Origin of the sequence: Streptomyces sp. NPDC046831 (assembly GCF_040645305.1) — a bacterium.
Classification (GTDB): domain Bacteria; phylum Actinomycetota; class Actinomycetes; order Streptomycetales; family Streptomycetaceae; genus Streptomyces.
Window position 1 is genome coordinate 12,322 of sequence record NZ_JBEYXZ010000019.1, and the last position, 24,815, is coordinate 37,136.

The 24,815-nt window shown below is 72.4% G+C and carries 21 protein-coding genes and 1 tRNA gene; 9 read left to right on the forward strand and 13 right to left on the reverse strand.

From position 1 onward, the window contains the following. Positions 1 to 17: 17 nt before the first annotated feature. Positions 18 to 392, forward strand: a complete 375-nt coding sequence (locus tag ABZ920_RS17880; protein ID WP_361505240.1) for a hypothetical protein — start codon at positions 18 to 20, stop codon at positions 390 to 392. A 31-nt stretch (positions 393 to 423) separates the two neighbouring features. Here the strand turns inward: ABZ920_RS17880 and ABZ920_RS17885 are convergent, their stop codons facing one another. Further along, positions 424 to 1,008, reverse strand: a complete 585-nt coding sequence (locus tag ABZ920_RS17885; RefSeq protein ID WP_361505243.1) for a hypothetical protein — start codon at positions 1,006 to 1,008, stop codon at positions 424 to 426. A 111-nt stretch (positions 1,009 to 1,119) separates the two neighbouring features. Next, entirely contained in the window at positions 1,120 to 1,962 is an 843-nt protein-coding gene (locus ABZ920_RS17890) for a MurR/RpiR family transcriptional regulator (protein WP_361505246.1), read from the reverse strand. 228 nt (positions 1,963 to 2,190) lie between these two features. Between ABZ920_RS17890 and ABZ920_RS17895 the strand changes: the two genes are divergently transcribed. Further along, positions 2,191 to 2,619: a hypothetical protein gene (locus ABZ920_RS17895; RefSeq protein ID WP_361505494.1), complete on the forward strand. Its 429-nt coding sequence runs from the start codon at positions 2,191 to 2,193 to the stop codon at positions 2,617 to 2,619. Positions 2,620 to 3,032: 413 nt separating this feature from the next. Here ABZ920_RS17895 and ABZ920_RS17900 read toward each other — a convergent pair whose 3' ends face one another. After that, on the reverse strand, positions 3,033 to 4,421 hold the full coding sequence (locus tag ABZ920_RS17900) for a cystathionine beta-synthase (RefSeq protein ID WP_361505249.1): 1,389 nt from the start codon (positions 4,419 to 4,421) through the stop codon (positions 3,033 to 3,035). A gap of 147 nt (positions 4,422 to 4,568) precedes the next feature. Between ABZ920_RS17900 and ABZ920_RS17905 the strand changes: the two genes are divergently transcribed. The 3 genes from ABZ920_RS17905 to ABZ920_RS17915 all read left to right on the forward strand — a co-directional run bounded on the left by ABZ920_RS17905 (position 4,569) and on the right by ABZ920_RS17915 (position 8,492). Continuing rightward, positions 4,569 to 5,594 (forward strand): SGNH/GDSL hydrolase family protein, encoded by a 1,026-nt coding sequence (locus tag ABZ920_RS17905; protein WP_361505252.1) that lies wholly within the window; start codon positions 4,569 to 4,571, stop codon positions 5,592 to 5,594. Positions 5,595 to 6,147: 553 nt separating this feature from the next. Next, on the forward strand, positions 6,148 to 7,368 hold the full coding sequence (locus ABZ920_RS17910) for an acetyl-CoA C-acetyltransferase (RefSeq protein WP_361505255.1): 1,221 nt from the start codon (positions 6,148 to 6,150) through the stop codon (positions 7,366 to 7,368). 335 nt (positions 7,369 to 7,703) lie between these two features. Next, positions 7,704 to 8,492 carry a hypothetical protein gene (locus ABZ920_RS17915; RefSeq protein ID WP_361505258.1) on the forward strand — a complete coding sequence of 263 codons (789 nt, stop codon included), beginning with the start codon at positions 7,704 to 7,706 and terminating at the stop codon, positions 8,490 to 8,492. A 37-nt stretch (positions 8,493 to 8,529) separates the two neighbouring features. Here the strand turns inward: ABZ920_RS17915 and ABZ920_RS17920 are convergent, their stop codons facing one another. After that, positions 8,530 to 8,841, reverse strand: coding sequence for a hypothetical protein (locus tag ABZ920_RS17920; RefSeq protein ID WP_361505261.1), 312 nt, complete (start codon positions 8,839 to 8,841; stop codon positions 8,530 to 8,532). 101 nt (positions 8,842 to 8,942) lie between these two features. Here ABZ920_RS17920 and ABZ920_RS17925 point away from each other — a divergent pair, with 101 nt between their 5' ends. Beyond that, complete coding sequence (locus tag ABZ920_RS17925) at positions 8,943 to 9,170, forward strand: DUF4287 domain-containing protein (protein ID WP_361505264.1); 228 nt, start codon at positions 8,943 to 8,945, stop codon at positions 9,168 to 9,170. Between the two features lie 135 nt (positions 9,171 to 9,305). Here the strand turns inward: ABZ920_RS17925 and ABZ920_RS17930 are convergent, their stop codons facing one another. Both ABZ920_RS17930 and ABZ920_RS17935 read right to left on the reverse strand, forming a co-directional pair. Next, entirely contained in the window at positions 9,306 to 10,226 is a 921-nt protein-coding gene (locus ABZ920_RS17930; protein WP_361505267.1) for a Bax inhibitor-1/YccA family protein, read from the reverse strand. 238 nt (positions 10,227 to 10,464) lie between these two features. Continuing rightward, positions 10,465 to 11,640 (reverse strand): 4-hydroxybenzoate 3-monooxygenase, encoded by a 1,176-nt coding sequence (locus ABZ920_RS17935; RefSeq protein WP_361505270.1) that lies wholly within the window; start codon positions 11,638 to 11,640, stop codon positions 10,465 to 10,467. 418 nt (positions 11,641 to 12,058) lie between these two features. Between ABZ920_RS17935 and ABZ920_RS17940 the strand changes: the two genes are divergently transcribed. Then, entirely contained in the window at positions 12,059 to 13,216 is a 1,158-nt protein-coding gene (locus tag ABZ920_RS17940; RefSeq protein ID WP_361505273.1) for a hypothetical protein, read from the forward strand. Between the two features lie 476 nt (positions 13,217 to 13,692). Here ABZ920_RS17940 and ABZ920_RS17945 read toward each other — a convergent pair. Next, a tRNA-Leu gene (locus ABZ920_RS17945) sits at positions 13,693 to 13,778 on the reverse strand. Positions 13,779 to 14,171: 393 nt separating this feature from the next. On the opposite strand from ABZ920_RS17945, the gene ABZ920_RS17950 reads away from it, so the two are divergent. Together ABZ920_RS17950 and ABZ920_RS17955 are read left to right on the forward strand one after the other, a co-directional pair. Beyond that, a complete protein-coding gene (locus ABZ920_RS17950) occupies positions 14,172 to 14,942 on the forward strand; it encodes an ABC transporter ATP-binding protein (protein ID WP_361505276.1) in 771 nt (256 codons plus the stop codon). A 41-nt stretch (positions 14,943 to 14,983) separates the two neighbouring features. Next, positions 14,984 to 17,512 (forward strand): ABC transporter permease, encoded by a 2,529-nt coding sequence (locus tag ABZ920_RS17955; protein ID WP_361505279.1) that lies wholly within the window; start codon positions 14,984 to 14,986, stop codon positions 17,510 to 17,512. A 176-nt stretch (positions 17,513 to 17,688) separates the two neighbouring features. Here the strand turns inward: ABZ920_RS17955 and ABZ920_RS17960 are convergent, their stop codons facing one another. The 6 genes from ABZ920_RS17960 to eno form a co-directional block, all read right to left on the reverse strand. Then, positions 17,689 to 18,996 (reverse strand): cyclopropane-fatty-acyl-phospholipid synthase family protein, encoded by a 1,308-nt coding sequence (locus ABZ920_RS17960; protein WP_361505282.1) that lies wholly within the window; start codon positions 18,994 to 18,996, stop codon positions 17,689 to 17,691. A 283-nt stretch (positions 18,997 to 19,279) separates the two neighbouring features. Beyond that, positions 19,280 to 20,662 (reverse strand): NAD(P)/FAD-dependent oxidoreductase, encoded by a 1,383-nt coding sequence (locus ABZ920_RS17965; protein ID WP_361505285.1) that lies wholly within the window; start codon positions 20,660 to 20,662, stop codon positions 19,280 to 19,282. Positions 20,663 to 21,194: 532 nt separating this feature from the next. Next, positions 21,195 to 22,136 carry a Ppx/GppA phosphatase family protein gene (locus tag ABZ920_RS17970; protein ID WP_361505288.1) on the reverse strand — a complete coding sequence of 314 codons (942 nt, stop codon included), beginning with the start codon at positions 22,134 to 22,136 and terminating at the stop codon, positions 21,195 to 21,197. Beyond that, a complete protein-coding gene (locus tag ABZ920_RS17975; RefSeq protein WP_361505290.1) occupies positions 22,133 to 22,717 on the reverse strand; it encodes a DUF501 domain-containing protein in 585 nt (194 codons plus the stop codon). The genes ABZ920_RS17970 and ABZ920_RS17975 overlap by 4 nt, the downstream gene beginning before the upstream one ends. A gap of 35 nt (positions 22,718 to 22,752) precedes the next feature. Next, entirely contained in the window at positions 22,753 to 23,223 is a 471-nt protein-coding gene (locus tag ABZ920_RS17980; RefSeq protein WP_361505293.1) for a septum formation initiator family protein, read from the reverse strand. 192 nt (positions 23,224 to 23,415) lie between these two features. Further along, positions 23,416 to 24,696 (reverse strand): phosphopyruvate hydratase, encoded by a 1,281-nt coding sequence (gene eno, locus ABZ920_RS17985; protein ID WP_361505296.1) that lies wholly within the window; start codon positions 24,694 to 24,696, stop codon positions 23,416 to 23,418. Between the last annotated feature and the right edge of the window lie 119 nt (positions 24,697 to 24,815).

Genomic DNA, 24,815 nt, shown 5'->3' on the forward strand with positions numbered 1-24,815 from the left:
TCGAGGAAACGCACGCCATGGCCAACACCGAAACCGCGCTGAAGGAAGCACTCGCCTCCATCGAGGGCGCGACCGGAGTCGCCCTCGTCGACTACACCAGCGGCATGGCGCTGGGCACGATGGGCGGCAGCAAGAGCTTCGACCTGAACGTCGCCGCCGCCGGCAACACGGACGTGATCCGGGCCAAGCTGCGCACCATGGAGCACCTCGGGCTCAAGGGCCAGATCGAGGACATCCTCATCACCCTGTCCGACCAGTACCACCTGATCCGTCTGATCAGCGGGCGCGGCGGCAACGGTCTCTTCCTCTACCTGGTGCTGGACGGCAAGCGGGCCAACCTGGCGATGGCCCGCCACCAGCTCAAGAGGATCGAGGAGGTCCTCGAGGTCTAGGCCCTGTCTGACCGTTCGCGCCGGAACGGGCCTACACGAGTGCCGCGGTGCGGCGGCGGGCCCCTCCGGGAGCCGCGTCGCCGGCCGCGACGCCCGTGGTGCGGTACGCCTCGACCGTCCTGCCGGCGGGGCGTCCGCCGCGCCGGTCCAGCCAGTCGACGCGCACCCACAGCAGCGCCTCGCCCGTCCGCTCCAGCCGCCCCAGCCACGCCGCCTTCAGCCGCAGCCCGGCCCCGGCGCCGGCCAGCAGCAGACCGCCGGCCGCCGGCACGGCGAACGCACTGCCGAGGGCGGCCGCGAACGCCAGGAGCAGCCACCAGCGGTGCCCCCGGCGCCAGGCGCGCAGGCTCACGGCGCGGTCCTGCAGTACGTCGTGACGGCCGGCGCGGGCCGCCCCGCGGGCGAGCGCGGTGTAGCGCCGGCGACGGGCGCACGCCACCACGGCCGCGCACCCGAGGAACAGCGCGGCTCCCGACAGCAGGCCGATCCGGCGCCCCGTCAGCCCCGGTACCAGCGAACCGATTCCCGCCGCGCACACCCCGAGCCACCACATCGGCGCCGCTCCCGCGCGCACGACGACGGCCACCCGGGCCAGTCCCCGACCTCCGCGTGCCATGTGCTGCCTCCTCATCGTCCCGGACGTCCTGGCACACTCCGTGCGGACGGGGAGGTTAGCGGGGAAGCCTGAGACGAATCTGAGAGGACCGGCGCGGCCGGGCGCCGCGCGTCACTCCACGAACAGCCCCCGCGCGGCCGCCCTGGTGTCGAACTCCTCCAGCCGCGCCTGCGCGTCCGGCAGGCCGTCGCACATCGCCTCCAGCAGGACCCGGCCGAGCAGCATCGGCGCGCACGCGGTGTCGAAGGCGAGCCCGGTGCCGACGGCCGCGGGCAGCAGCACGTCGGAGTGGGCCGCGACGGGCGCGAAGGCCGAGTCCGCGACCGTGACGACGGTCAGCCCCGCGGTCCGGGCGTGGGCGAGGGCGTCCACGACCTCGCGCGGGTGCCGCGGCAGCGCGAAGCACAGCAGGGCCGATGCCCCCGCCCGCACGGCCGCGTCGATGCGGTCGTAGATCATCGTGCCGCCCTCGTTGAGCAGCCGGACGTCCGGGTGGACCTTGCCGGCGAAGTACGCGAAACCGTACGCCTGGGAGGCCGCGGCCCGCAGGCCGAGCACGGGCAGCGGGCGCGAGGCGGCGAGGACCCGGCCCGCCTTGTGCACCGGCCGGGGATCGGCCAGCGCCTCCGCCAGGTGCCGCAGGTTGGCGATCTCGGCCTCGACGGCCTGCTGGTACGCGTTGTACGACGCCGGCTCGGGCGGCTGACCGGCGGGCGCGGCCTCGCGCAGGTGCCGGCGCAGCGCCGGGTAGCCGTCGAACCCGAGCGCGACCGCGAAGCGGGTCACGGACGGCTGGCTGACCCCGGCCAGCTCGGCCAGCTCGACGCTGGACAGGAACGGCACGTCCGCGGCCCGCCGCACCATGCTGTGCGCGATGCGCCGCTGGGTCGGCGTGAGCCGGTGCCCCTCGAACAGCGCCTGCAGCCGTGCGGCCGGGCTGTCGGTCACGCTCATGACGCGCTCCCCCTCCAGATGTCCTCGACGCGGGAGAGTACAGCGCCGCCGGACGACGCGGCGGCCCGTGCGCCCGGGGCCGGGGAGGGCACCCCGCGCATTCTCTTCAGACGCCCTGCACCCTGCATGTCTCCATACAGTCACACAAGGGGCAGCCCCCGGCGAACACGGGGGCTAACCCCAGTGCGGGCCGCACGCCCGCTTCCTAGCCTGATGCGCATGACCGGAATGAACGCGCGGGACGCCGACCTGAGGAAGGAACTCGACGCCACGCTGCAAGCACGGCGGGAACTGGGCGAGGACTACGACTTGGCCCTGGTCGAGTCGTTCCTGGAGAAGGTCGAGCAGCGCATCGACGGGACCGTCGAGCGGCGGGTGCGCCGCGGGCTCGCCGAGCAGCAGATGGCGGTGGCGCGCGACACCCGGGGGCCGGGGGCCACCGACTCCTGGGGCGAGCGCTTCGGCTTCGGGATCGTCTCGATGGTGCTGGCGGTGCCGCTGTCCGCGATCGGCGGCGGCGTCGCCCACCTGCCCGGCCTCATCGTCGCGTGGGTCGGCATCGTCGGCGTCAACGCCGTCCAGGCCGCGCGCACCACCCCCGGCCTCTTCGGCCGCCGGCGCCGCGGCCCGGCGCAGGACGGCGACTGGGAGGACTGAGCCCGCGTACCGCGCCGCCCTGAGCAGCCGGCCGGGGCGGCGCCGCAGGGAGAAGGGGAAGAAGTCGTACGCGGGGACCGCCGCACCCCCGTGCTCGGGGGGCGGGACGACGGCGGTCCCCGCGGGGGACGCGGGCCGGGTCAGGCCGGGCTCGCGCGTCCTGGCGTCCATGGAGGTCCGGGAGCCGCTCCGGAGGTCCCTGACGCCGTTCGGCGCCGGCGGGGCGGGAGGCTCTCCCCCGTGCTCGACGCCCGGGAAGCACCCCGTCGCCCCTGCCGACACCCACTACTGTGCCGGGCGCGTGTTAAGCGGGTGCTGCGTGCACGTGACACGCTCGTACCACTTCCGCGCCCGCCCCTCGGCCGCAGGTCACCGCGCGTTTCCGCCGGCACCCGCGGTCCGGGGGCGGTCCGCTACTGCTTTCCGCCCTTGGCCAGGAAGGCCAGCAGGTCCTGCCGGCTGACCACGCCGGTCGGCTTGCCCTCGACGAGGACGATGGCCGCGTCCGCCGTGCCGAGCACGGACATCAGGTCGGCGACCGGCTCGCCGGAGCCGACCTGGGGCAGCGGGGCGGACATGTGCTTCTCCAGCGGGTCCTCGAGCGAGGCCCGCTTGGTGAACAGCGCGTCCAGCAGTTCCCGCTCCACCACGGAGCCGACGACCTCCGCCGCCATGACGTCGGGGTGCCCGGCGCCCGGCTTCACGATCGGCATCTGGGAGACGCCGTACTCGCGCAGCACCTCGATGGCCTGGCCGACGGTCTCGTCCGGGTGCATGTGGACCAGGGAGGGGATGCCGCCCTCCTTGTCGCTGAGGACGTCGCCGACCCGCGCGCTCGGGCCCTCGTTCTCCAGGAAGCCGTAGTCCGCCATCCACTCGTCGTTGAAGATCTTGCTGAGGTAGCCGCGCCCGCTGTCCGGCAGCAGCACCACGACGACGTCGTCCTCGCCGAGCCGCTCGGCCACCCGCAGCGCGGCGACGACGGCCATGCCGCAGGAGCCGCCCACCAGCAGGCCCTCCTCCTTCGCCAGCCGCCGGGTCATCTGGAAGGCGTCCTTGTCGGACACGGCGACGATCTCGTCGGCGACGGTGCGGTCGTAGGCGGTGGGCCAGAAGTCCTCACCGACGCCCTCGATGAGGTACGGCCGGCCCGAGCCGCCCGAGTACACCGAGCCCTCCGGGTCGGCGCCGATCACCTTCACCCTGCCGTCGCTGGCGTCCTTCAGGTAGCGGCCGGTGCCGGAGATGGTGCCGCCGGTGCCGACGCCGGCCACGAAGTGGGTGATCCTCCCCTCGGTCTGCTCCCACAGCTCCGGGCCGGTGGAGTGGTAGTGCGACAGGGGGTTGTTGGGGTTGGAGTACTGGTCTGGCTTCCAGGCCCCGGGGGTCTCGCGCACCAGCCGGTCGGAGACGTTGTAGTAGGAGTCCGGGTGCTCGGGCGCCACCGCGGTCGGGCACACCACGACCTCCGCACCGTAGGCGCGCAGCACGTTGATCTTGTCGGTGGAGACCTTGTCCGGGCACACGAAGATGCACTTGTAGCCCTTCTGCTGGGCCACGATGGCCAGGCCGACGCCGGTGTTGCCGCTCGTCGGCTCGACGATCGTGCCGCCCGGCTGGAGCTCCCCGCTCTGCTCGGCCGCCTCGATCATGCGCAGGGCGATGCGGTCCTTCACGGACCCGCCCGGGTTGAAGTACTCGACCTTCGCCAGGACGGTCGCCCTGATGCCCTTGGTGACGTTGTTGAGCTTCACCAGCGGGGTGTTGCCGACGAGGCTGATCATCGAGTCGTGGTAGTGCACCGTTGTCTCCGGTTGCTGCAAAGGATGCTGTCGTGGTGTCCCGCCAGCCTACGGCCCCGCGGGGGCGTCCACTCCCCGTTGAGATTGGCCGACGCCCTGTACGGGGCAAGCAGTGGGTGTGGGGCTACGAGGAGGTGGCGGCGAGGCATGACGAGCTTGTCGAGGGCGAGGGTGGCCAGGCGGATCGCGGCCGGCGCCGCGTACGGCGGGGGCGGGATCGGCCTGGCCGGCGCGGCCGCCGTCGGACTGCTGCTGGCCGAGGTGCAGCTGGCCAAGCGCCACGTGGGCAACGGCACGGACAACTACTTACCGGTGGCGGACGGGCTGTACGGCCGTGCCTACGACGTCCCCGGCGAGCCGGCGCTGCGCCTCGCCGTGCTCGGCGACTCGACGGCCGCGGGCCAGGGCGTCCACCGCGCCGGCCAGACCCCTGGCGCGCTGCTGGCCTCCGGGCTCGCGGCGGTCGCGGAGCGCCCGGTGGAGCTGCGCAACGTCGCCGTCCCCGGTGCCCAGTCCGACGACCTGGAGCGTCAGGTCGCGCTGGTCGTGGGCGATCCCACGCGGGTGCCGGACATCTGCGTGATCATGATCGGGGCGAACGACGTGACGCACCGGATGCCGCCGACGCGGTCGGTGCGGTACCTGGCGGCGGCGGTACGGCGGCTGCGCACGGCGGGCGCGGAGGTGGTCGTCGGCACCTGCCCGGACCTCGGCACGATCGAGCCGGTGCAGCAGCCGCTGCGCTGGCTGGCCCGCCGGGCCTCGCGCCAGCTGGCGGCGGCCCAGACGATCGGGGTGGTGGAGCAGGGCGGCCGGACCGTGTCGCTGGGCGACCTGCTCGGGCCGGAGTTCGCGGCGAACCCGCGCGAGCTGTTCGGCCCCGACAACTACCACCCCTCCGCCGAGGGGTACGCCACGGCGGCGATGGCGGTCCTGCCGACGCTGTGCGCGGCGCTCGGGCTGTGGCCGGCGGACGAGGACCGTCCGGACGCCGCCCGCCGCGAGGGCTTCCTGCCGGTGGCCCGTGCGGCGGCGGAGGCGGCGTCGGAGGCCGGTACGGAGGTCGCCGCGGCGATGCCGACGGGGCCCCGAGGGCCGTGGGCCCTGCTCAAGCGGCGCCGCCGCCGGCGGCTGCCGGAGCCGGAGACGACGCCCATCCAGCCCGCCCAGTAGGTCCTGTCCGACCCTGCGCGTCGTCGCCCGGAGGGCGGCCGCGCGGCGTCAGGTGCGTGCTCTCGGCGTGCCGGCCCCCGGCCCTCGTACGGGACGTACTCGGGTCCGGGGCCGGTGCGGCCAGCGGGGGTACCCCCTGCTCGACCGAAGCCGAGAGCTCGGGAGAGCGTGCAGGGCGTCGCGCGGCAGACGCGCATGGTCAGACAGGGCCTAGCCCCGGCCCAGCCCACGTCCCGCGGCACGTGGCCGAGTGGCGCCGCGGGGACGGTCGGGGTCCGAGCCGGGGCGGCGGGGCCGGCGGGGCGGGGTGGGACGGGGTCGCGGGCGGTCGCCGGAGCGGCCGGGCCGCAGGGGGAAGCGGCACCCGAGTCGGCGCGCGGACAAAGCAAGCGCTTAGAAAATTGCGGCCAGGGTCACACCACGCTCCTCGTGACCTGGACCATACGGACGGGTAACTTCCCAGACAGCCGGCAGACCCCTTCCGTAGGCCCCCGACGTCCCACCCATCCTCAACGAGGCGCTGTGCGCCGCGATTGTTCGACATGGAGCCGTGATGCCCGAAGCCGTCATCGTCTCGACCGCCCGCTCGCCCATCGGCCGCGCCTTCAAGGGCTCCCTGAAGGACCTGCGCCCCGACGACCTGGCCGCCACGATCGTCCAGGCCGCCCTCGCGAAGATCCCCGAGCTGGACCCCAGGGACATCGACGACCTGATGCTCGGCTGCGGCCTCCCCGGCGGCGAGCAGGGCAACAACCTCGGCCGGATCGTCGCCGTGCAGATGGGCATGGACCACCTCCCCGGCTGCACCGTCACCCGGTACTGCTCCTCGTCCCTGCAGACCTCCCGCATGGCCCTGCACGCCATCAAGGCCGGCGAGGGGGACGTGTTCATCTCGGCCGGCGTGGAGACGGTCTCCCGCTTCACCAAGGGCAACTCCGACAGCCTGCCGGACACGCACAACCCGCTGTTCGCCGAGGCCGAGGAGCGCACCGCCGCGGTCGCCGCGCAGGAGGGCACCACCTGGCACGACCCGCGCGAGGACGGGCTGCTGCCCGACCCCTACATCGCCATGGGCCAGACCGCCGAGAACCTGGCGCGCTTGAAGGGCGTCACCCGCGAGGACATGGACGAGTTCGGCGTGCGGTCGCAGAACCTCGCCGAGCAGGCCATCAAGAACGGCTTCTGGGAGCGGGAGATCACCCCGGTCACGCTGCCCGACGGCACCGTCGTCTCCAAGGACGACGGCCCGCGCCCCGGGGTGACCCTGGAGGGCGTCGCCGGCCTGAAGCCCGTCTTCCGCCCCGACGGCCTCGTCACCGCGGCCAACTGCTGCCCCCTCAACGACGGCGCCGCCGCGCTCGTCATCATGTCGGACACCAAGGCCCGTGAGCTGGGCCTGACCCCGCTGGCCCGCATCGTCTCCACCGGCGTCTCCGGCCTCTCCCCGGAGATCATGGGCCTCGGCCCGGTCGAGGCCTCGCAGCAGGCCCTGCGCCGCGCCGGCCTGACCATCGACGACATCGACCTGGTCGAGATCAACGAGGCGTTCGCCGCGCAGGTGATCCCCTCCTACCGCGACCTCGGCATCGACCTCGACAAGCTGAACGTCAACGGCGGCGCCATCGCCGTCGGCCACCCCTTCGGCATGACCGGCGCCCGCATCACCGGCACGCTGATCAACTCGCTGCAGTGGCACGACAAGCAGTTCGGCCTGGAGACGATGTGCGTCGGCGGCGGCCAGGGCATGGCGATGGTCATCGAGCGCCTCAGCTGACCCCCGCCGCCACGGCAGAGCGCCGGCGGCGGCAGCACACGGCGTGTCACCGGTGAACCGTCGGTGGCCGCCTTACCACCCACGGTGACGGAACGGCCCGGATTCCAGGAAACGACTTGGATCCGGGCCGTTTTGTGATCCAATCTCCCTCAGGATGTGACCTATCTCCCGAGGGGAGGGACGACGCAGGTCAGCGCAGGTCAGCACCGTTTCGCCAGGTGGCCCCCGACCGAAGTCCTGTCCGTTTCGTGACGTTACGCACTGACAGCCGGTCAGTTCACCCTTCAAGCTGATGTAGGAAGTCGGGGGTCTACCTTGAACCCGGGAGTACGTCAGTGAGCGCCATGCCGATCGCCTTGCTGCTCACCACGGCCGCCACCGGCGCCGTGGGCGTCGCCGTCCTGCGCAGCCTCATGGTGCTGCGCCGCCAGGTCGCGGCGCTGCACACGCAGCTCGCCGAGAACCACGCCGCCACGGGCGCACACGTGCCCGCCGCGCGCGCCGACGCGGACGCCGACGAGATACGCGCCGCCGTCGCGCAGGCACTCGCCGAGGAGCGGGAGCGCGAGCTGGCCGAGGCGCGCGCGTTCTGGGCCGCCCAGGAGGCCCGCGACGCCTCCGACGGTCCCACCCTGCTCGGACTGCCCGACAGCGAACTGTTCCTGCCGCGCCAGGCCGACCTCGTGGGGCTGGACTCGCTGGAGCCGGTGACCGAGGCCGGCAAGGACGCCGACGAGCTGTCCGGGGAGTCGCCGGAGCTGGCCGCGGCCCGCCGCCGCCACCCCTCGCACCCGGACTTCAGCCCGTCCCCGTCGCCGGTGGTGGGCGACCACGAGCGCACGGTCGCCACGCTGGAGGAGCTGGCCGAGTCCCGCGTCGGGCTGGCCGACGTCCGCCCGGGCCCGCTGGGCACCCTCGACGTCTACGTCTTCGCCGACGGCACCACCCTGTGCATGACCCCGGGCCACCGCGAGACCGCGGAGCGCCTGGCCGAAGCCCTGCGGGCGGGCCAGACCCCGACGCTGCTCGGCGGCTCGGGCGTCTCCGGCGCCTACAGCCTCACCTTCGCCTGCGGCGAGGAGAACGTGTACATCCTGGCGGACCGGGTCATCGCCTCACTGTGAGGCGGTGAGGGGCGGCCCACCGGGCGGCTCCGTCAGCTCACACGCCCGCCCGCTGCTGCGCCTCCCGCACCAGCTCGACCGCCTCCGCCACCTCCGCCTCGCTGCGCAGCACCAGCGCCAGATCGTGCACGGCGACCGTCACCTGGTCGGCGGCCGCGAACATCCCGGCGTCGGGCATCTCCCGCGGCTGCGCTCCGGGGTCCTCGATCAACTGCGCCCGCCGCGCCAGCTCCCGGGCCAGCGCCAGCGCCTCGGCGGCGGCGCCCCGCTGGAGCCGGCTCTGCGGAGCGGCCCGCAGACGGTCGGCGAAGTGATCCACTGCCCGGGTCAGAGGTGTCGTGTCAACCACGCCGTGAGATTACGCGTCGCAGCGGGACTGTTGCCAACGGGCTACCGCTCAGGCACGGTGACCTGAAGGACCGGCTTCATCGAATGCGTCCGGAGGCGCCGATGTCCCAAGTCTTCTCCGAGGAGACCCATCGCAACCTGCTCGCCCGCATCCCCCGCTGCACCGGTCGTGAAGTCTCCGACTGGCTGCGCACCGTCGAAGAAGGCCCCGCCCTCTGCTTCGAGGAGAAGGTCAGCTGGCTCCGCCACGAGCACGACCTCGCGTACGGCCACGCCAAGGCGATCATCCACGAGTACGACCTGAGAAGGGCCGCGCGCAAGCTGCGCTGAGCGCACACGGCCGCCCGTCCACGCCGGAGCGCCGGGTACGGCGAAGGGCCCCGGGGGAACCCGGGGCCCTTCGCCCGCTGTGTGTCCGGATCGGTCGGACGGCCGCGCGGACCGGCCGGCCTGTCGCGGCAGGCGTCAGTCGTCGCTGTTGAGGATCGCGATGATCCGCAGGAACTCCATGTAGATCCACACCAGCGTCAGGGTGAGGCCGAAGGCCGCGAGCCAGGCCTCCTCGCGCGGGGCGCCGTAGGCGATGCCGTCCTCGACCTGCTTGAAGTCCAGGGCGAGGAAGCAGGCGCCGAGGATGATGCCGACGATGCCGAAGAAGACACCGAGCGGGCCGCTGCGGAAGCCGAGGCCGTCACCGCCGCCGAAGACGGCGAACAGCAGGTTGACCGCCATCAGCAGCACGAAGCCCAGCGCCGCCGCCATCACGAAGCCGTAGAACCGGCGGTTGACGCGGATCCAGCCCGCCTTGTACGCCACCAGCACGCCGGCGAAGACCGCCATCGTGCCGATCACGGCCTGCATGGCCGCGCCGCTCGCGATGTGGGTGTCGACGATATTGGAGACGACGCCGAGGAAGACGCCCTCGAAGGCCGCGTACGTCAGGATCAGCGCGGGCGAGGCCTTGCGCTTGAAGGACTGCACCAGCGCCAGCACCATGCCGATCAGCGCGGCGCCGATGCCGATGCCGTAGGAGCGGCCGAGGCTGGCGGTGTCGACCGGCAGCAGCGCCCAGGCGAGGGCGGCCGTGACGATCAGCGTGCCCAGCGTCGAGGCCGTGCGCACGACGACGTCGTCCATCGTCATCCGGCCGGTGGTGACCGGGGCCTGCGGCGGGGCGTAGACGTCCTGCTGGGCGTACGGGTTCTGGGCGTACGGGTTCTGTCCGTGGGGGCTGCCGCTCGGCTGGGCGTAGGGGTTGCCCTGCGCGTACGGACTGCCCTGCGTGCCGACAGCGGGTCCCCCGGCCTGCGGCGCGGCGTCGAAGCCCGCGTAGCCGTTGTCGCGGCTGAACCCCCGTCGCGAGAAGACCGGGTTTCTGCTCCTCATCTCACTCCTCCATGGCCGCGCTGCGCGGCCTTGGCTCAAGAGTAATGGAAAGGCAAAGGATCCACTCTGGTACCTGGGGAGGATCTTTCCCTCGTGCTGCTGCGGAACACGCTAACCGGGCTGGTGATTCCCGCCAGTGCGCGGCCTCATTCATGACCGATCCGGGACACGTCCGGAACCAGCCGGAGATCATCGCGACCCCGGCACCGGGGAGTCGTCCGGTCCCGGCGGCGGGCCTTCACCCGATCGGGAAGCCGGTGTACGCCTCGGCGAGCTCGGTCCCGGCCGCGCGGGAGGTCGCGATCCGGTCCAGGCGGGCCAGTTGCAGGCGGTCGTCGAAGGGGGTGGCGTCCGGGTCGCGGTGCAGCATCGTCGTCATGTCGTAGGAGAAGCGCTCGGCCTGCCAGACCCGGCGCAGGCAGGTCGCCGAGTAGGCGTCGAGGAGCTCCGTCGAGCCGGTCTCCTCGAGGTGCGTCAGCGCCCGGGCGAAGGTGACGACGTCCCCGACGGCGAGATTCAGCCCCTTGGCACCCGTGGGCGGCACGATGTGGGCGGCGTCCCCGGCGAGGAAGAGGCGGCCGTGGCGCATGGGCTCGTGCACGTAGGAGCGCATCGGCGTGACCGACTTCTGGGTGACGGGGCCGCGCCGCAGCTCCCAGCCGTCGGCGGTCTCGAAGCGCCGCTCCAGCTCGTCCCAGATCTCCGCGTCGCCCCACGCCCCGGCGTCGGTGCCCGCGGGCACCTGGAGGTAGAGCCGGGAGACGGCGGGGGACCGCATGGACAGCAGGGCGAAGCCGCGGTCGTGGCGGGCGTAGACGAGCTCGTCGTGCGAGGGGGCGACGTCGGCCAGGATGCCGAGCCAGCCGAAGGGGTACGTGCGCTCGAAGACGCGGGAGAGCGAGGCGGGCACCGCCTTGCGGGCCACACCCCAGAAGCCGTCGCAGCCCACGACGTAGTCGCACTCCAGCACCTCCTCGCGCCCCTGGTACCGGAACGGCACGCGGGGCCGGTCGCCCTCCGCGTCCTCCACGGCCAGCGCCTCGGCCCCGAACAGCAGCGGGCCGCCCTGATCGAGCTGGAGAGCGATGAGGTCCTTGCAGACCTCGGTCTGGGCGTAGACCGTCACCGACCGGCCGCCGGTGAGCGCGGGGAAGTCGACGCGGTGGCGTCGCCGGTCGAACCGCAGCTCGATCCCGTCGTGCCGCAGCCCCTCCCGGTCCATCCGCTCCCCGGCGCCGGCCGCGCGCAGCACGTCGACGGTGCCCTGCTCCAGGATCCCGGCCCGCTGGCGCTGCTCGACGTAGGCGCGGTCGCGGCTCTCCAGGACGACCGAGTCGATCCCGGCCCGGTGGAGCAGCCGGGCGAGGAGCAGGCCGGCGGGGCCGGCTCCGATGATGCCGACGGTCGTGCGCATCGTCGTTCCCTTCGGGTGAGGCGTCTTTGCCGGGGGAGTCAGCCGGGGTCCGCTCGCCGATGGTCGCGAAGGGCGTTCGCGAGCTTGCGCCCGCCCTCCTGTTCGTGTGGTGAACTTTCCTTCACTGACGTCGCGCATGAGTTTCCGTCCGCCCTCACCCGATGTCAATGGTTCCCCCGGAAGGACGACGGCCCGGCACCGCGGACGCCGCCGGGGGCGCCGGACCCGGCCGGGCCGTTCGGCCGCGCCGCTCGGGGCGGACCCGGCCGGCACACCGGTGGCCCGCGCGAGCTTCGACGGTCCGAGCGGGAGGTGCTTCCCGGGTCCGCCCGCGGCCGTCGCGCTGCGGTTGCCGCCGCCCCGCCCACCTCGTTAGCTGGAACGAGGGGCGAGGCCCGACGGGCGACGAGGAGCGGCGATGATCACGCAAGAGCAGATCGAGCGAATCCTGCGGCTGAGAGGCAACGGACTCCCCCTGGTGTCCCTGTACATCCCGGTGAACCCCGGCAGGCCCGGGCCCGACCGCCGGGAATACGACAGTCGCCTGTCGAGCCTGCTGAACCGCATCCGGCCGCTCGCGGAGGACGCGTCGGCCGAGCACGCCGTGCGGCTCTCGCTCCGCGAGGACATGTCCAGGATCGGGAAGACACTGAATAAGGAGCCCCTCCGGCCGGGAACCCTCGCGGTCTTCTCCTGCGCCGGCCACGACATCTACGAACAGGTGTGGCTGCCCCGCAGGACGCGCGAGAGCCTCGTGGTGGACGCCGATCCGCATGTCCGGCCTCTCCTGGGTGTGCTCGACGAGTACTACCGCACCTGCGTCGTCGTGGTCGACAAGAGGGAGGGCCAGGTCTGGGAGTACTACCTCGACGAGGTCCGCGAGCTTGAGGCGATCCGTGACCGCGTGCTGCACAAACACGCCTACGCCGAGGCGTACTCCGAGCACCGCGTCCGCAACAAGGCGGACGAGCTGAGCAAGAAGCACTACCGACGGCTGGTCGGCGAGCTCAGGCAACTGTTCGCGGGCGGGGGCTACGACCTGCTCGCCGTCGGCGGTGAGTCGCACGAGGTGCCGGTCTTCGTCGGCTTCCTGCCGGGTGAGCTGACGGACCGCCTCGCCGGGACCTTCGCTCTCGACCGGGAAGGCGCGACGCCCGAGGACATCCGGCAGAAGGTGCGGGAGCTCGTCGCCGGCCACGCCGAGGAGGAGCAGCGGCGGCTGGTCGGCGAGATCCTCGAGGCCAAGGCGGCCGGCAGGCCTGCCGCCGTCGGGCTCGACGAGACGCTGTGGGCGGCGTCCCTGGCCGCGATCCGGGCACTGGCGGTGGACGAGCAGGCCGTCGTACCGGGCTTCGTCTGCGACCGGGACGGGCTGCTGACCCGCTCGGGGAAGACCTGCCCGCTCTGCGGGGAGGCGCTGCGCGAGGTGCCCGACGTGATCGACGAACTGGCCGGGGCCGTCATCGACGACGGAGGCGAGGTGCGGCACGTGGACACGGAGACGGAACTGCGCACGCAGCAGGCCGGAGCCCTGCTGCGGTTCGAACTCCCCCCGCAGCCGAACTCCGCCCAGTAGTTCAGCCGACCCTCTTGACTGTGCCGCAAACCGGGGCAATCGTGGCAGTCAGGACCGGTCAACCGCGACAGGGTTCCTCCGTGGAACACCTGTCGGGCACCGGCCAGGTCCCCGGCGATTTCTGAGAGATGCGAAAGTGTTGATCGGGACTTTCCGGGGACCGCCGCTGCCCACGGGCACTCCCATGGTGGTGCACCCATGGAGTGGCCGGCGCCGTGGCGTCCGTGCCGCACAGCCCGGAGCAGGAGAACTCCGCTGCCGGCGTCGGCCGGGCGTGAGTCCGGGTCAGAGCCGGTGGGTACTCGGCGACGTCCTCCGCGCACTCCTGGAGCCTGACGCCTCGGTCCGGGGGACGGTGCCGGCCGGTACGCGGCGATGACGGCGCACCGGCGACGGTGTTCCCGCCGCGTTCCCACTCCCAGCCGAGCCGCGAGCGGGCACACGGCGTTTGCGCTGGTCACTCACGGTAAGGGGAGTGGTGCCCGGAACCGGACTCGAACCGGTACGCCCGCGAGGGGCAGCGAGGTTTAAGCTCGCCGTGTCTGCATTCCACCATCCGGGCAGGCCATGGGCTCCGCGTCGAGGTTCGAGCCTATCGGGACGGCTCCCTCCGAACTGCGGTACGCCGGGCCGACGTTGTCTTATTTTATTGGCGTCTGAGGGAGCATCAGAACTTCGAGTGGGCCATAGGCACTTGCCAGTAGCCTTCCGCGCGGTGGGCGATGGTGCATGCGGAATGACGGGATTTCACCGTCCGAACCAGGGAGCTCCACCTGTTCTTGACGTCCCCCCGGTCAGGGACGGCCGTCATCCCCAGGTATGACGCGAACCAGTGCGGTCCGACCCGAGTCGCCCCCCGGAACGGGAACAGCGGCTGACTCCACGGGCGCCGGCGGCGGACACGATGGACAACGTCCTCGTCCCGCACCTCGCCGTACCGTCAGGAGCCCCGCACGTGACCACCTCATCCATCGCCGGCCGGACCACCGCCGTGGCCGCACGCGCCACGGATCTGTCGAAGATCTACGGACAGGGCGAGACCCAGGTGGTCGCCCTCGACCGGGTCTCCGTCGACTTCCGGCAGGCCGAGTTCACCGCCATCATGGGCCCGTCCGGGTCCGGCAAGTCCACGCTGATGCACTGCGTGGCCGGCCTGGACACGTTCTCCTCCGGCTCCGTGCGGATCGGTGAGACGGAACTGGGCGCGCTGAAGGACAAGCAGCTCACCAAGTTGCGCCGGGACAAGATCGGCTTCATCTTCCAGGCGTTCAACCTGCTGCCGACGCTGACCGCGCTGGAGAACATCACCCTCCCGATGGACATCGCGGGCCGCAAGCCGGACCGGCAGTGGCTGGACACCGTGATCGGGATGGTGGGGCTGTCCGACCGGCTTCGCCACCGGCCCTCCCAGCTGTCGGGCGGCCAGCAGCAGCGCGTCGCCGTCGCCCGCGCCCTGGCCTCCAGGCCCGACATCGTCTTCGGCGACGAGCCCACCGGAAACCTCGACTCACGCTCGGGCGCCGAGATCCTGGGCTTCCTGCGCAACTCCGTGCGGGAACTGGGCCAGACGGTGGTCATGGTGACGCACGACCCGGTGGCCGCCGGGTACGCCGACCGGGTGGTGTTCCTCGCCGACGGACGGATCGTGGACGAGGTGCACGGACCCACGGCGGAGTCCGTGCTGGACCGCATGAAGCGGTTCGACGCCAAGGGCCGCACCAGCTGACGTCCCCGTACTCCCACGCTCCCACTGGACTGAGACAACCCATGCTCCGCACCGCCTTGCGCACCGTATTCGCGCACAAGGCCCGGCTCCTCATGACCGTGCTCGCCGTGATGCTCGGCGTCGCGTTCGTGTCGGGGACCCTGGTCTTCACCAACACCATCTCCGACGCGTACCGGAAGAGCTCCGCCAAGGGCTTCGACCAGGTCGACGTGGCCGTGGAGCCCGCCTACCAGGAGGGCTCGGGCGACCGCCTCGGCAAGCGCGCCGAACTGACTTCCGCCGAGCTGGACAAGAGCGCCCGCGTTCCGGGCGCGGCGTCCGCCGTCGGCGTCGTCCGCGGCTTCACCGCCATCGCCGGCAAGAACGGCAAGCTGATCGGCGACGGCTTCCAGTCGCAGGGCGGCAACTACTGGGGCACGAAGGACCCCCGGTACCCGCTCGCCGAGGGCCGCGCCCCGCACGGGGCGGGCGAGGTGCTCGTCGACTCCGGGACCGCCCGGCGCGCCGGATACGCGGTCGGCGACACCGTCCGCCTCTCGGTCGACGGCCCCGTCCTGAAGCCGACGATCACCGGCGTCTTCACCACCGACGACGGCAACGTCGCCGCCGGCGGCAGCCTCGCCCTCTTCGACACGGCCACGGCCCAGCGGCTGTTCGGCAAGCCGGGCACGTACGACGAGATCGACGTGACGGCGAAGGCGGGCGTCGGCGAGGCCGCGCTGAAGGCGCAGCTGGACCGGGCGCTGCCGAAGGGCCGGACGCAGACCACCACCGGCCGGCAGCTCGCCGACGACCAGGCGCGGGCGATCGCCGCCTCCATGAGCGGCATGCGCCAGGGCCTGCTGGTGTTCGCCGGCATCGCGCTGTTCGTCGGCACCTTCATCATCGCCAACACCTTCACCATGCTGGTCGCCCAGCGCACCAGGGAACTGGCGCTGCTGCGGGCGGTGGGCGCCTCGCGGCGGCAGGTCACCCGGTCGGTGCTGACCGAGGCGTTCGTGGTGGGCGCGGTGGCCGCCGTGACCGGCCTGGTCGCCGGCGTCGGCATCGGCGCCGGGCTGCGCTCGCTGATGGGCTCCTTCGGCGCGACGGTGCCCGGCGGGCCGCTGGTCGTCACGCCCGGCACCGTCGGCGCCGCCCTCGCGGTCGGCATCCTGGTGACCATGCTGGCGGCCTGGCTGCCGGGCCGCAGGGCGGCGAAGATCCCGCCGGTCGCGGCGATGAGCAGCATGCACGCGAAGGCGACCACCAGGTCGCTGGTGCTGCGCAACACGATCGGCGCCCTGTTCTCGGCCGCGGGTGTCGCGGTGGTCCTGGCGGCCACGACCATGGACGGCTCGGACGGCGAGGCGCCCATGGGTGTCGGCGCGGTGCTCCTCATCACCGGCGTGTTCGTCCTGACCCCGCTGCTGTCGCGCCCGCTGGTCGCGGCCGCGGCACCCGTCCTGCGCGCCTTCGGCGTCTCGGGCAGGCTGGCCCGCCGGAACTCGGTGCGCAACCCGCGCCGTACGGCGGCCACGGCGTCCGCGCTGATGATCGGCCTGACCCTGATCACCGGCATGACGGTGATGGCGGGCAGCCTGCAGACGTCGATCGACAGGATGGCGTCGGCCGCGATCAGGGCCGACTACGTGGTGTCGATGGCCAGCGGCACCCCCCTCTCCCCGGAGGTGGACAGGAGGCTGCGGGCCACCGAGGGGGTGACCGCCACCAGCCCGCTGCGCAACGCCCCGGCCCGCGTCGACGGCGGGACCGAGTACCTGACCGGCGTCAACGGCGCCGTGATCGGCCGGCTGACGGACCTCCCGGTCGACGACGGCTCGTTCACGGTCGACGGCACGAGGACCGTCGTCGACGACGACACCGCCCGCTCCCACGGCTGGCACGCCGGTTCCTCCTTCACCGTCGCCTACGAGGACGGCCGCAAGCAGCGGCTGACCGTCGCCGGGGTGTACCAGGGCAACGAGATGATGCGCGGCATCATGCTCGACAACGCCACCCTCGCCCCGCACCAGCCGGACCCGTCCGACATGCAGGTCATGGTCAAGACGGCCGGCGGCGCCACGGACACGGTCAAGGACCGGCTGGAGAAGGCCCTCGGCTCCAACCCGGCCATCAGGGTCCAGGACAAGAAGGACCTCTCCGACGACATCGCGCGGATGTTCACGCTGATGCTGAACATGCTCTACGGCCTGCTGGCGATGGCGGTGATCGTGGCGGTCCTCGGTGTCGTCAACACCCTGGCCATGTCCGTGTTCGAACGCTCCCAGGAGATCGGCATGCTCCGCGCGATCGGCCTGGACCGCGGGGGCGTCAAGCGGATGGTCCGTCTGGAGTCCCTGGTCATCTCCCTCTTCGGCGGTGTGCTCGGCATCGGGCTGGGCGTGTTCTTCGGCTGGGCGGCCGGTGAGCTGCTCGGCACCAGGATGGCGACCTACGAACTGGTCCTGCCCTGGGCCCGGATGGGTGTCTTCCTGCTGCTGGCCGCGGCGGTCGGCGTGCTGGCGGCGCTGTGGCCGGCCCGGCGGGCGGCCCGGCTGAACATGCTCCAGGCCATCAAGTCGGAGTAGCCCGCAGAAGAACGCGTGGTCCGCCCCGGGTCACCCCGGCCGCGTCAGGCCCCCGTTCCGGTGCGGATGCCAACAGCATCCGGTGCGGAACGGGGGCCCTGCGGGTGCGTGCGCGCCGGGCGGCGGGCGGCCCCCCGCGCGGCGCGGGCGCGGCCGGGCCGCGCGCCGGGCCCGGCCTACGGCCGTGCGGCTCCCCAGGTGCGGGCCCGCAGCGGCATGCCCGCGTCGCCCGACGCCGGGGTCTTCACGGCCAGTACCTGGTTGACGCCGATGCGGTTGCGCTCGAAGGCGACGGCGGAGGCCGCCATGTACAGGCGCCAGACGCGGGCACGGCCGGGACTGGTGAGGTCCACGGCCCGGGCCCAGTCCGCCTCCAGGTTGGCGACCCAGCGGCGCAGGGTGTGCGCGTAGTGCTCGCGGATCGACTCCACGTCGCGCACCTCGAAACCGGCGCGCTCCAGCTGGGTGACGGTGGTGCCGATCGGCGCGAGTTCGCCGTCCGGGAAGACGTAGGCGTCGATGAACCGGTTTACCGTGTAGGCGGACTCGTCGTTCTGCGGGCGGCGGGCGATCTGGTGGTTGAGGAGCCGCCCGCCGGGCACGAGCAGCGCGTACAGGTCGCGGGCGTACGCCAGGTAGCGCAGGGCGCCGACGTGTTCGGCCATGCCGATGGAGGAGACGGCGTCGTACGGGCCGTCCCGGACGTCCCGGTAGTCCTGCACGCGGATCTCCACCCGGTCGGTGAGACCCTCGTCGGCGACCCGCTTGCGGGCGTACGCGGCCTGCTCCTGGGACAGGGTGACGCCGACGACGCTCACGCCGTGCTCGCGGGCCGCGTGCAGGGCCATGGAGCCCCAGCCGCACCCGACGTCGAGCAGCCGCTGACCAGGCCTCAGGTCCAGCTTGCGGCAGACCAGTTCCAGCTTGTCGCGCTGCGCCTGTTCGAGGGTGGCGTCGGGTTCCGGGGCCGGCCAGTAGGCGCAGGAGTACACCATGGACGGGCCGAGCACGAGCTCGTAGAAGTCGTTGCCGACGTCGTAGTGGTGGCTGACGGCGCGCCGGTCGGAGTGCTTGGTGTGCAGGTGGCCGCGGCGGCGCACCTCCTCGCGGGGCGGCACGGGCGGCAGCGGGAGGCCGCCCAGCTTCACCAGGCCCCGGATCGCGGCCCGCACCTCCGGGTCGCGCAGCGCCTGCGTCAGGGTGCGGGCGTCCTCGCCGCGCTCCCAGACGAGCCCCGACATCAGGTCCAGGGCGGCGTACAGGTCGCCCTCGACGTCGAGGTCGCCCGCCACCCAGGCCCGGGCGAGGCCCAGCTCCCCCGGTTTCCACAGCAGCCGGCGCAGGGCGCGGCGGTTACGGACGACCAGCGTCGGCCCGTGCGACGGGCCCGCCGGCGAACCGTCCCAGGCGCGGATGCGCACGGGGAGCGGAGCTCCCAGTGCCTGTTCGAGCAGACTCTTGAGCCGCGGCGCGGCATCGGCCATGGCGCACACCTCCGTGGTGAGGAACCCCGATGGGGGGTTACCACGTAAACGCCGCCAGGCCTACCGGGCAGTCCCGCAAAGGAGTTACGGCCGGGCAAAACAGTTGTAGCGGCCACACACTGTGTGTCACCCGTCCGGATCACCGGCCGGAGGCAGCCGCCCGGACCACCGGCCGTCGGCGTGTCCGTCCCCGCCCGGACCACCGGCAAGGGGCGGACATGCCGAAGGGCCTCCCGCACCACGGATGGCGGGAGGCCCTTCGGGTCGTTCGGTGACCGCCGGGTCAGGAGGCCTTGGCCTTCTCCTCGGTCTTCGGCGCGGCGGCGACCGGCGCCGGCTTGGCGGCCTCGTAGAACTCCTCGCGCGGGTTCTCCATGGCGCCGAGGGAGACGACCTCGCGCTTGAGGAACATGCCGAGGGTCCAGTCGGCGAAGATGCGGATCTTGCGGTTCCAGGTCGGCATCGCCAGACCGTGGTAGCCGCGGTGCATGTACCAGGCGAGACGGCCCTTGAGCTTGATCTTCATCTTGCCCATGACGATCATCGCGACGCCCTTGTGCAGGCCGAGGCCCGCGACCGCGCCCTTGTTGGCGTGGCTGTACTCCTTCTGCGGGAAGCCCCGCATGCCGGACACCACGTTGTCGCCGAGGACCTTGGCCTGGCGCAGCGCGTGCTGGGCGTTCGGCGGGCACCAGGCGTTCTCCACGCCGGCCCGGCGGGCGGCGAGGTCGGGCACCTGGGCGTTGTCGCCGGCGGCCCAGATGTAGTCCGTGCCCTTGACCTGGAGCGTGGGCTCGCAGTCGATGTGCCCGCGCGGGCCGAGCGGGAGGCCGAAGCGGGACAGCGCCGGGTTCGGCTTGACGCCCGCCGTCCACACGATCGTGTTGGAGTCGACCTCGAGGCCGTTCTTCAGCACCACGTGGCCGTCGACGCAGGAGTCCATGGAGGTGGAGAGGTAGACCTCGACCCCGCGGCCCTCCAGGTGCTCCTTGCCGTACGTGCCGAGCTTCGGCCCCACCTCGGGCAGGATCTTGTCGGCGGCGTCGACGAGGATGAAGCGCATGTCCTCGCGGGACACGTTCCGGTAGTACTTGGCCGCGTCCCGGGCCATGTCCTCGACCTCGCCGATCGTCTCGGCGCCGGCGAAGCCACCGCCGATGAAGACGAACGTGAGCGCCTTGCGGCGGATCTCCTCGTCGGTCGTGGAGTCGGCCTTGTCCAGCTGCTCCAGGACGTGGTTGCGCAGGCCGATGGACTCCTCGATGCCCTTCATGCCGATGCCCTGCTCGGCGAGGCCGGGGATCGGGAAGGTGCGGGAGACCGCGCCCATCGCGACGACCAGGTAGTCGAAGGGCAGCTCGTACGCCTCGCCCACGAGCGGGGCGATCGTGGCGACCTTGCGGTCCTGGTCGATGGTGGTGACCCGGCCGGTGAGGACCTCCGCCCTGGGAAGCACGCGCCGCAGCGGGACGACGACGTGACGCGGGGAGATGCTGCCGGCGGCGGCTTCGGGGAGGAAGGGCTGATAGGTCATGTACGACCGGGGGTCGACGACCGTGACGGTCGCCTCGCCGTAGCGCATCTTCTTGAGAATGCGCCGAGCTGCGTACAGGCCTACGTACCCACCGCCTACTACGAGGATCCTGGGACGCTCCGTGGTGCTCATGGCATCGAGTATCCACCTGCCCCAGGGGGGTGGCTCGTGCGCCCCTTCACAAGCTCGGGCAGGCCCTGTGCTACACTCCGCGCCCCGCGTGACGCAGATCATGGCGGCGGCAGGGAACCACGCCGCCTCACAGTCCGTTGTCAATGCCGCGTGAGCTGCCCCTCCGGGCCGACAGGCCGTCGGACCGGGCGTCGGCACCCTCCTTCACGAGTCGCCGGACACCACCGCTCAGCACAGCGTCCCAGCCTCCGCGCACCCTCGGAAGGGCCCATTCGGCCCTCCTTCCGCGCCGCCGGGACGGCAGTTCTTGTGAAGAACTTCACGAACTTTCCCGGCGAACACTGCCGGGGGCCACGGCCCGGGCCCCGGAAACGTGCTCATACGTTATCGGACCTGCTCAGCGGAGGCTACTGGTCAGTAGCAAACGAGACGCACGCCACCGGCCGCGGGAGACCCGCGCCACGGCGACCCGGCCCCGCACCCGCGAGGGCTCCGCGGCTGCGGGGCCCGGGAGCCCCCGCCTCACGCAGCCCTACGCCAGCGACCAGGCGATGCCGTCGAGGATGTCGTGCTCGCTGACGACGACCTCGCGGGCACCGATGCGCTCCATGATCGCCAGCAGGACCAGAGCGCCCGCGCCGATCACGTCGACCCGGCCGGGGTGCATGGACGGGACGGCCGCGCGCTCGGCATGCGTGGAGTGCAGCAGGCGCTCGGTGATCCGGCGGACGCGGTCGTGGGAGATCCGGGAGTGGTGGATCGCCGCGGAGTCGTACTCGGGCAGGTCCTGCGCGATCGCCGACACGGTGGTCACCGACCCGGCCAGACCCACCAGCGTGTGCGCCTCCCGCAGCGGCACCGTCTCCTCGACGAGGTCCAGGGCGGCCTCGATGTCGGCCCTTATCGCGGCGATCTGCTCCTCGGTGGGCGGGTCGGCGACCACCCCGTCCCGCACCAGGTGGCGCTCGGTCATGCGCACACAGCCCACGTCCACGGAGCGCGCCGCGCGCACGTGGTCGTCGCCGACGACGAACTCGGTCGACCCGCCGCCGATGTCCACCACCAGGAACGGCCGGGCCAGGTCGTCCCGCCCCGTCAGCTCCCTGGTCGCGCCGGTGAAGGAGAACTCCGCCTCCTGGTCGCCGGAGATCACCTCGGGCTCGACACCGAGGATGTCCACGACGCCGCGCACGAACTCGTCCCGGTTCTCGGCGTCCCGGGAGGCCGAGGTGGCCACGAACCGCACACGCTCGGCGCCCAGTTCCTCGATGACGGCGGCGTACTCGCGGCAGGCCGCGAAGGTCCGCTCCAGGGCCTCGGGCGCGAGCCGCCCGGTGCGGTCGACGCCCTGGCCGAGCCGCACGATGGTCATGCGCCGGTCCAGCTCGGCCAGCCGGCCGGTGGCGGGGTCCGCGTCGGCGACGAGCAGCCGGATGGAGTTCGTACCGCAGTCGACGGCGGCGACACGGGTCACTTCTGGTCCTCCTCGGCGGTGCCGGCGGCCTCGTCACCGGTGGCGGACGGGGCGCCGCAGTCCTGCCCGGGAACCGTGACGCACGGCCCCTTCAGCCACCACTCCGGCAGCATCGCGAGCGCCTCGTCCCCGAGCGGGTTGACGCCGGGGCCGGCGGCCAGCGAGTGGGCGACCAGCACGTGCAGGCACTTGACGCGGTCCGGCATGCCGCCCGCGCTCGGAAAGCCCGTCAGTTCCTCGATCTCGTCGCGGCGCCGGATGTAGTCCTCGTGCGCGGCCCGGTAGGCGTCCGCGAGCTCGGGGTCGGTGGCGAGGCGCTCCGTCATCTCCTTCATCACGCCGCTCGCCTCCAGCGTGCCGATCGCGGACGCGGCGCGCGGGCACGTCAGGTAGTACAGCGTCGGGAAGGGCGTGCCGTCGGGCAGCCGGGGCGCCGTCTCGACGACGTCCGGCTGCCCGCAGGGGCACCGGTGGGCGATCGCGCGCAGTCCGCGCGGCGGCCGCCCGAGCTGCTGCTGGAAGGCCTCGACGTCCCTGTCGGTGGGCTCGGTGCGCGGGGTGGGCGGCGGAGGGGTCTGCATGCCGTACGAAAGTCTCTCTGAGGTCTGTGTCGGGTTCACTGGGCGGAGGCGTCGGACTTGTCCACGCCCTCCCAGACGTTCGCGTACCAGGGACGGCGTGCCGTGGTGAGGTCGGCGCGCGACTGCTCGGCCGTGCCCGGGTCGATGACGATGTATCCGGTCTCCCCCGGCAGCACGTAGTGCAGCCGGCGGCGGATCTGCTGCTGGGCGTAGGCGTCGTCCTGCCAGCGTGCCTTGAGGTCGCGCAACTGCCGCACCCGCTGCTGGGCCTGCCGCTTCTGCTGCTGCATGTCGGCGATCTCGGCCCGCTGGGAGAAGTACTGCCGCATCGGGTACGCCAGCGCGACGACCATCGAGCACACGACGAGCGCGAGCAGCGCCGCGCGCCCGGTGAGCCGGGAGCGGCGGGCCTGCCGCCGCGTCTGGGAGCGGTAGACGCGGGCCGCCGTCTGCTCGCCGAGCAGCCTGAGCCTGGTCGCGGTGGAGAACCGGTCCCGGTCGGTCACGGCATGTCACCTCGCCTCACTACGCCGGTCACCTCTCTCGTCGGCCGGTGGTCCGGTGGGTGTCCCGGGACGGCGCGGCCATCGCCCCCGCCGGCCCGCGGGCCACGCCGCACGTGCGTACGTCCCCGCACACGGTACGGGACCGGGTACGGGGACGTACGTACGACTGGCTGGGCCTTCCTGCCGGACGGCTCAGCCCTTGAAGCGCGGGAAGGCGCTGCGGCCGGCGTACACCGCGGCGTCGTCGAGGATCTCCTCGATGCGCAGCAGCTGGTTGTACTTGGCCACGCGCTCGGAGCGGGCCGGGGCACCGGTCTTGATCTGGCCGCAGTTGGTGGCGACGGCCAGGTCGGCGATGGTGACGTCCTCGGTCTCGCCGGAGCGGTGGGACATCATGCACTTGTAGCCGTTGCGCTGGGCCAGCTCGACGGCGTCCAGGGTCTCGGTCAGCGAGCCGATCTGGTTGACCTTGACCAGCAGGGCGTTCGCGGCGCCCTCCTCGATGCCGCGGGCCAGGCGCTCCGGGTTGGTGACGAACAGGTCGTCACCGACGAGCTGGACCTTGTCACCGAGCCTGGCGGTGATGGTCTTCCAGCCCTCCCAGTCGTCCTCGAACAGCGGGTCCTCGATGGACACGAGCGGGTACGCCTCGACCAGGTCGGCGTAGTACTCGGTCATCTCGGTGGCGGAGCGCTCCTTGCCCTCGAAGAGGTAGGAGCCGTCCTTGTGGAACTCGGACGCGGCCACGTCGAGCGCCAGGGCGATCTGCTCGCCGGGGGTGTAGCCGGCCTCCGTGATGGCCTCGAGGATGAGGTCGAGGGCCTCGCGGTTGGAGCCGAGGTTCGGGGCGAAGCCGCCCTCGTCGCCGAGGCCGGTGGACAGGCCCTTGCTCTTCAGGACCTTCTTCAGGGTGTGGTAGACCTCGGCGCCCCAGCGCAGGGCCTCGGAGAAGGACTCCGCCCCGATCGGCGCGATCATGAACTCCTGGATGTCCACGTTGGAGTCGGCGTGCGAGCCGCCGTTCAGGATGTTCATCATCGGCACCGGCAGCAGGTGCGCGTTCGGGCCGCCCAGGTAGCGGAACAGCGGCAGGTCGCTGGCCTCGGACGCGGCGTGGGCGACGGCGAGGGAGACGCCGAGGATGGCGTTGGCGCCGAGGGAGCCCTTGTTGTCGGTGGCGTCGAGGTCGAACATCGCCTGGTCGATCAGGCGCTGCTCGGTGGCGTCGTAGCCGACCAGCTCCGGGCCGATCTGCTCGATCACGGCGAGGACGGCCTTCTCGACGCCCTTGCCCTGGTAGCGGTTGGGGTCACCGTCGCGGAGCTCGATGGCCTCGAAGGCGCCGGTGGAGGCGCCGGAGGGGACGGCGGCACGCCCGGTGCTGCCGTCGTCGAGGCCGACCTCGACCTCGACCGTGGGATTGCCTCGGGAGTCCAGGATTTCCCGGGCTACGACGACGTCGATCGACGGCACGAGCATCTCCTTCTTGGATGTGACGCTGGAAGTGCGGGGCTGGTGTGCCTTGCGACTAGAGCCTAACCGTCCCGGGGCCGCCGGCAGCCGACCGACCGCCCCGTGGACAAGCTGACGGT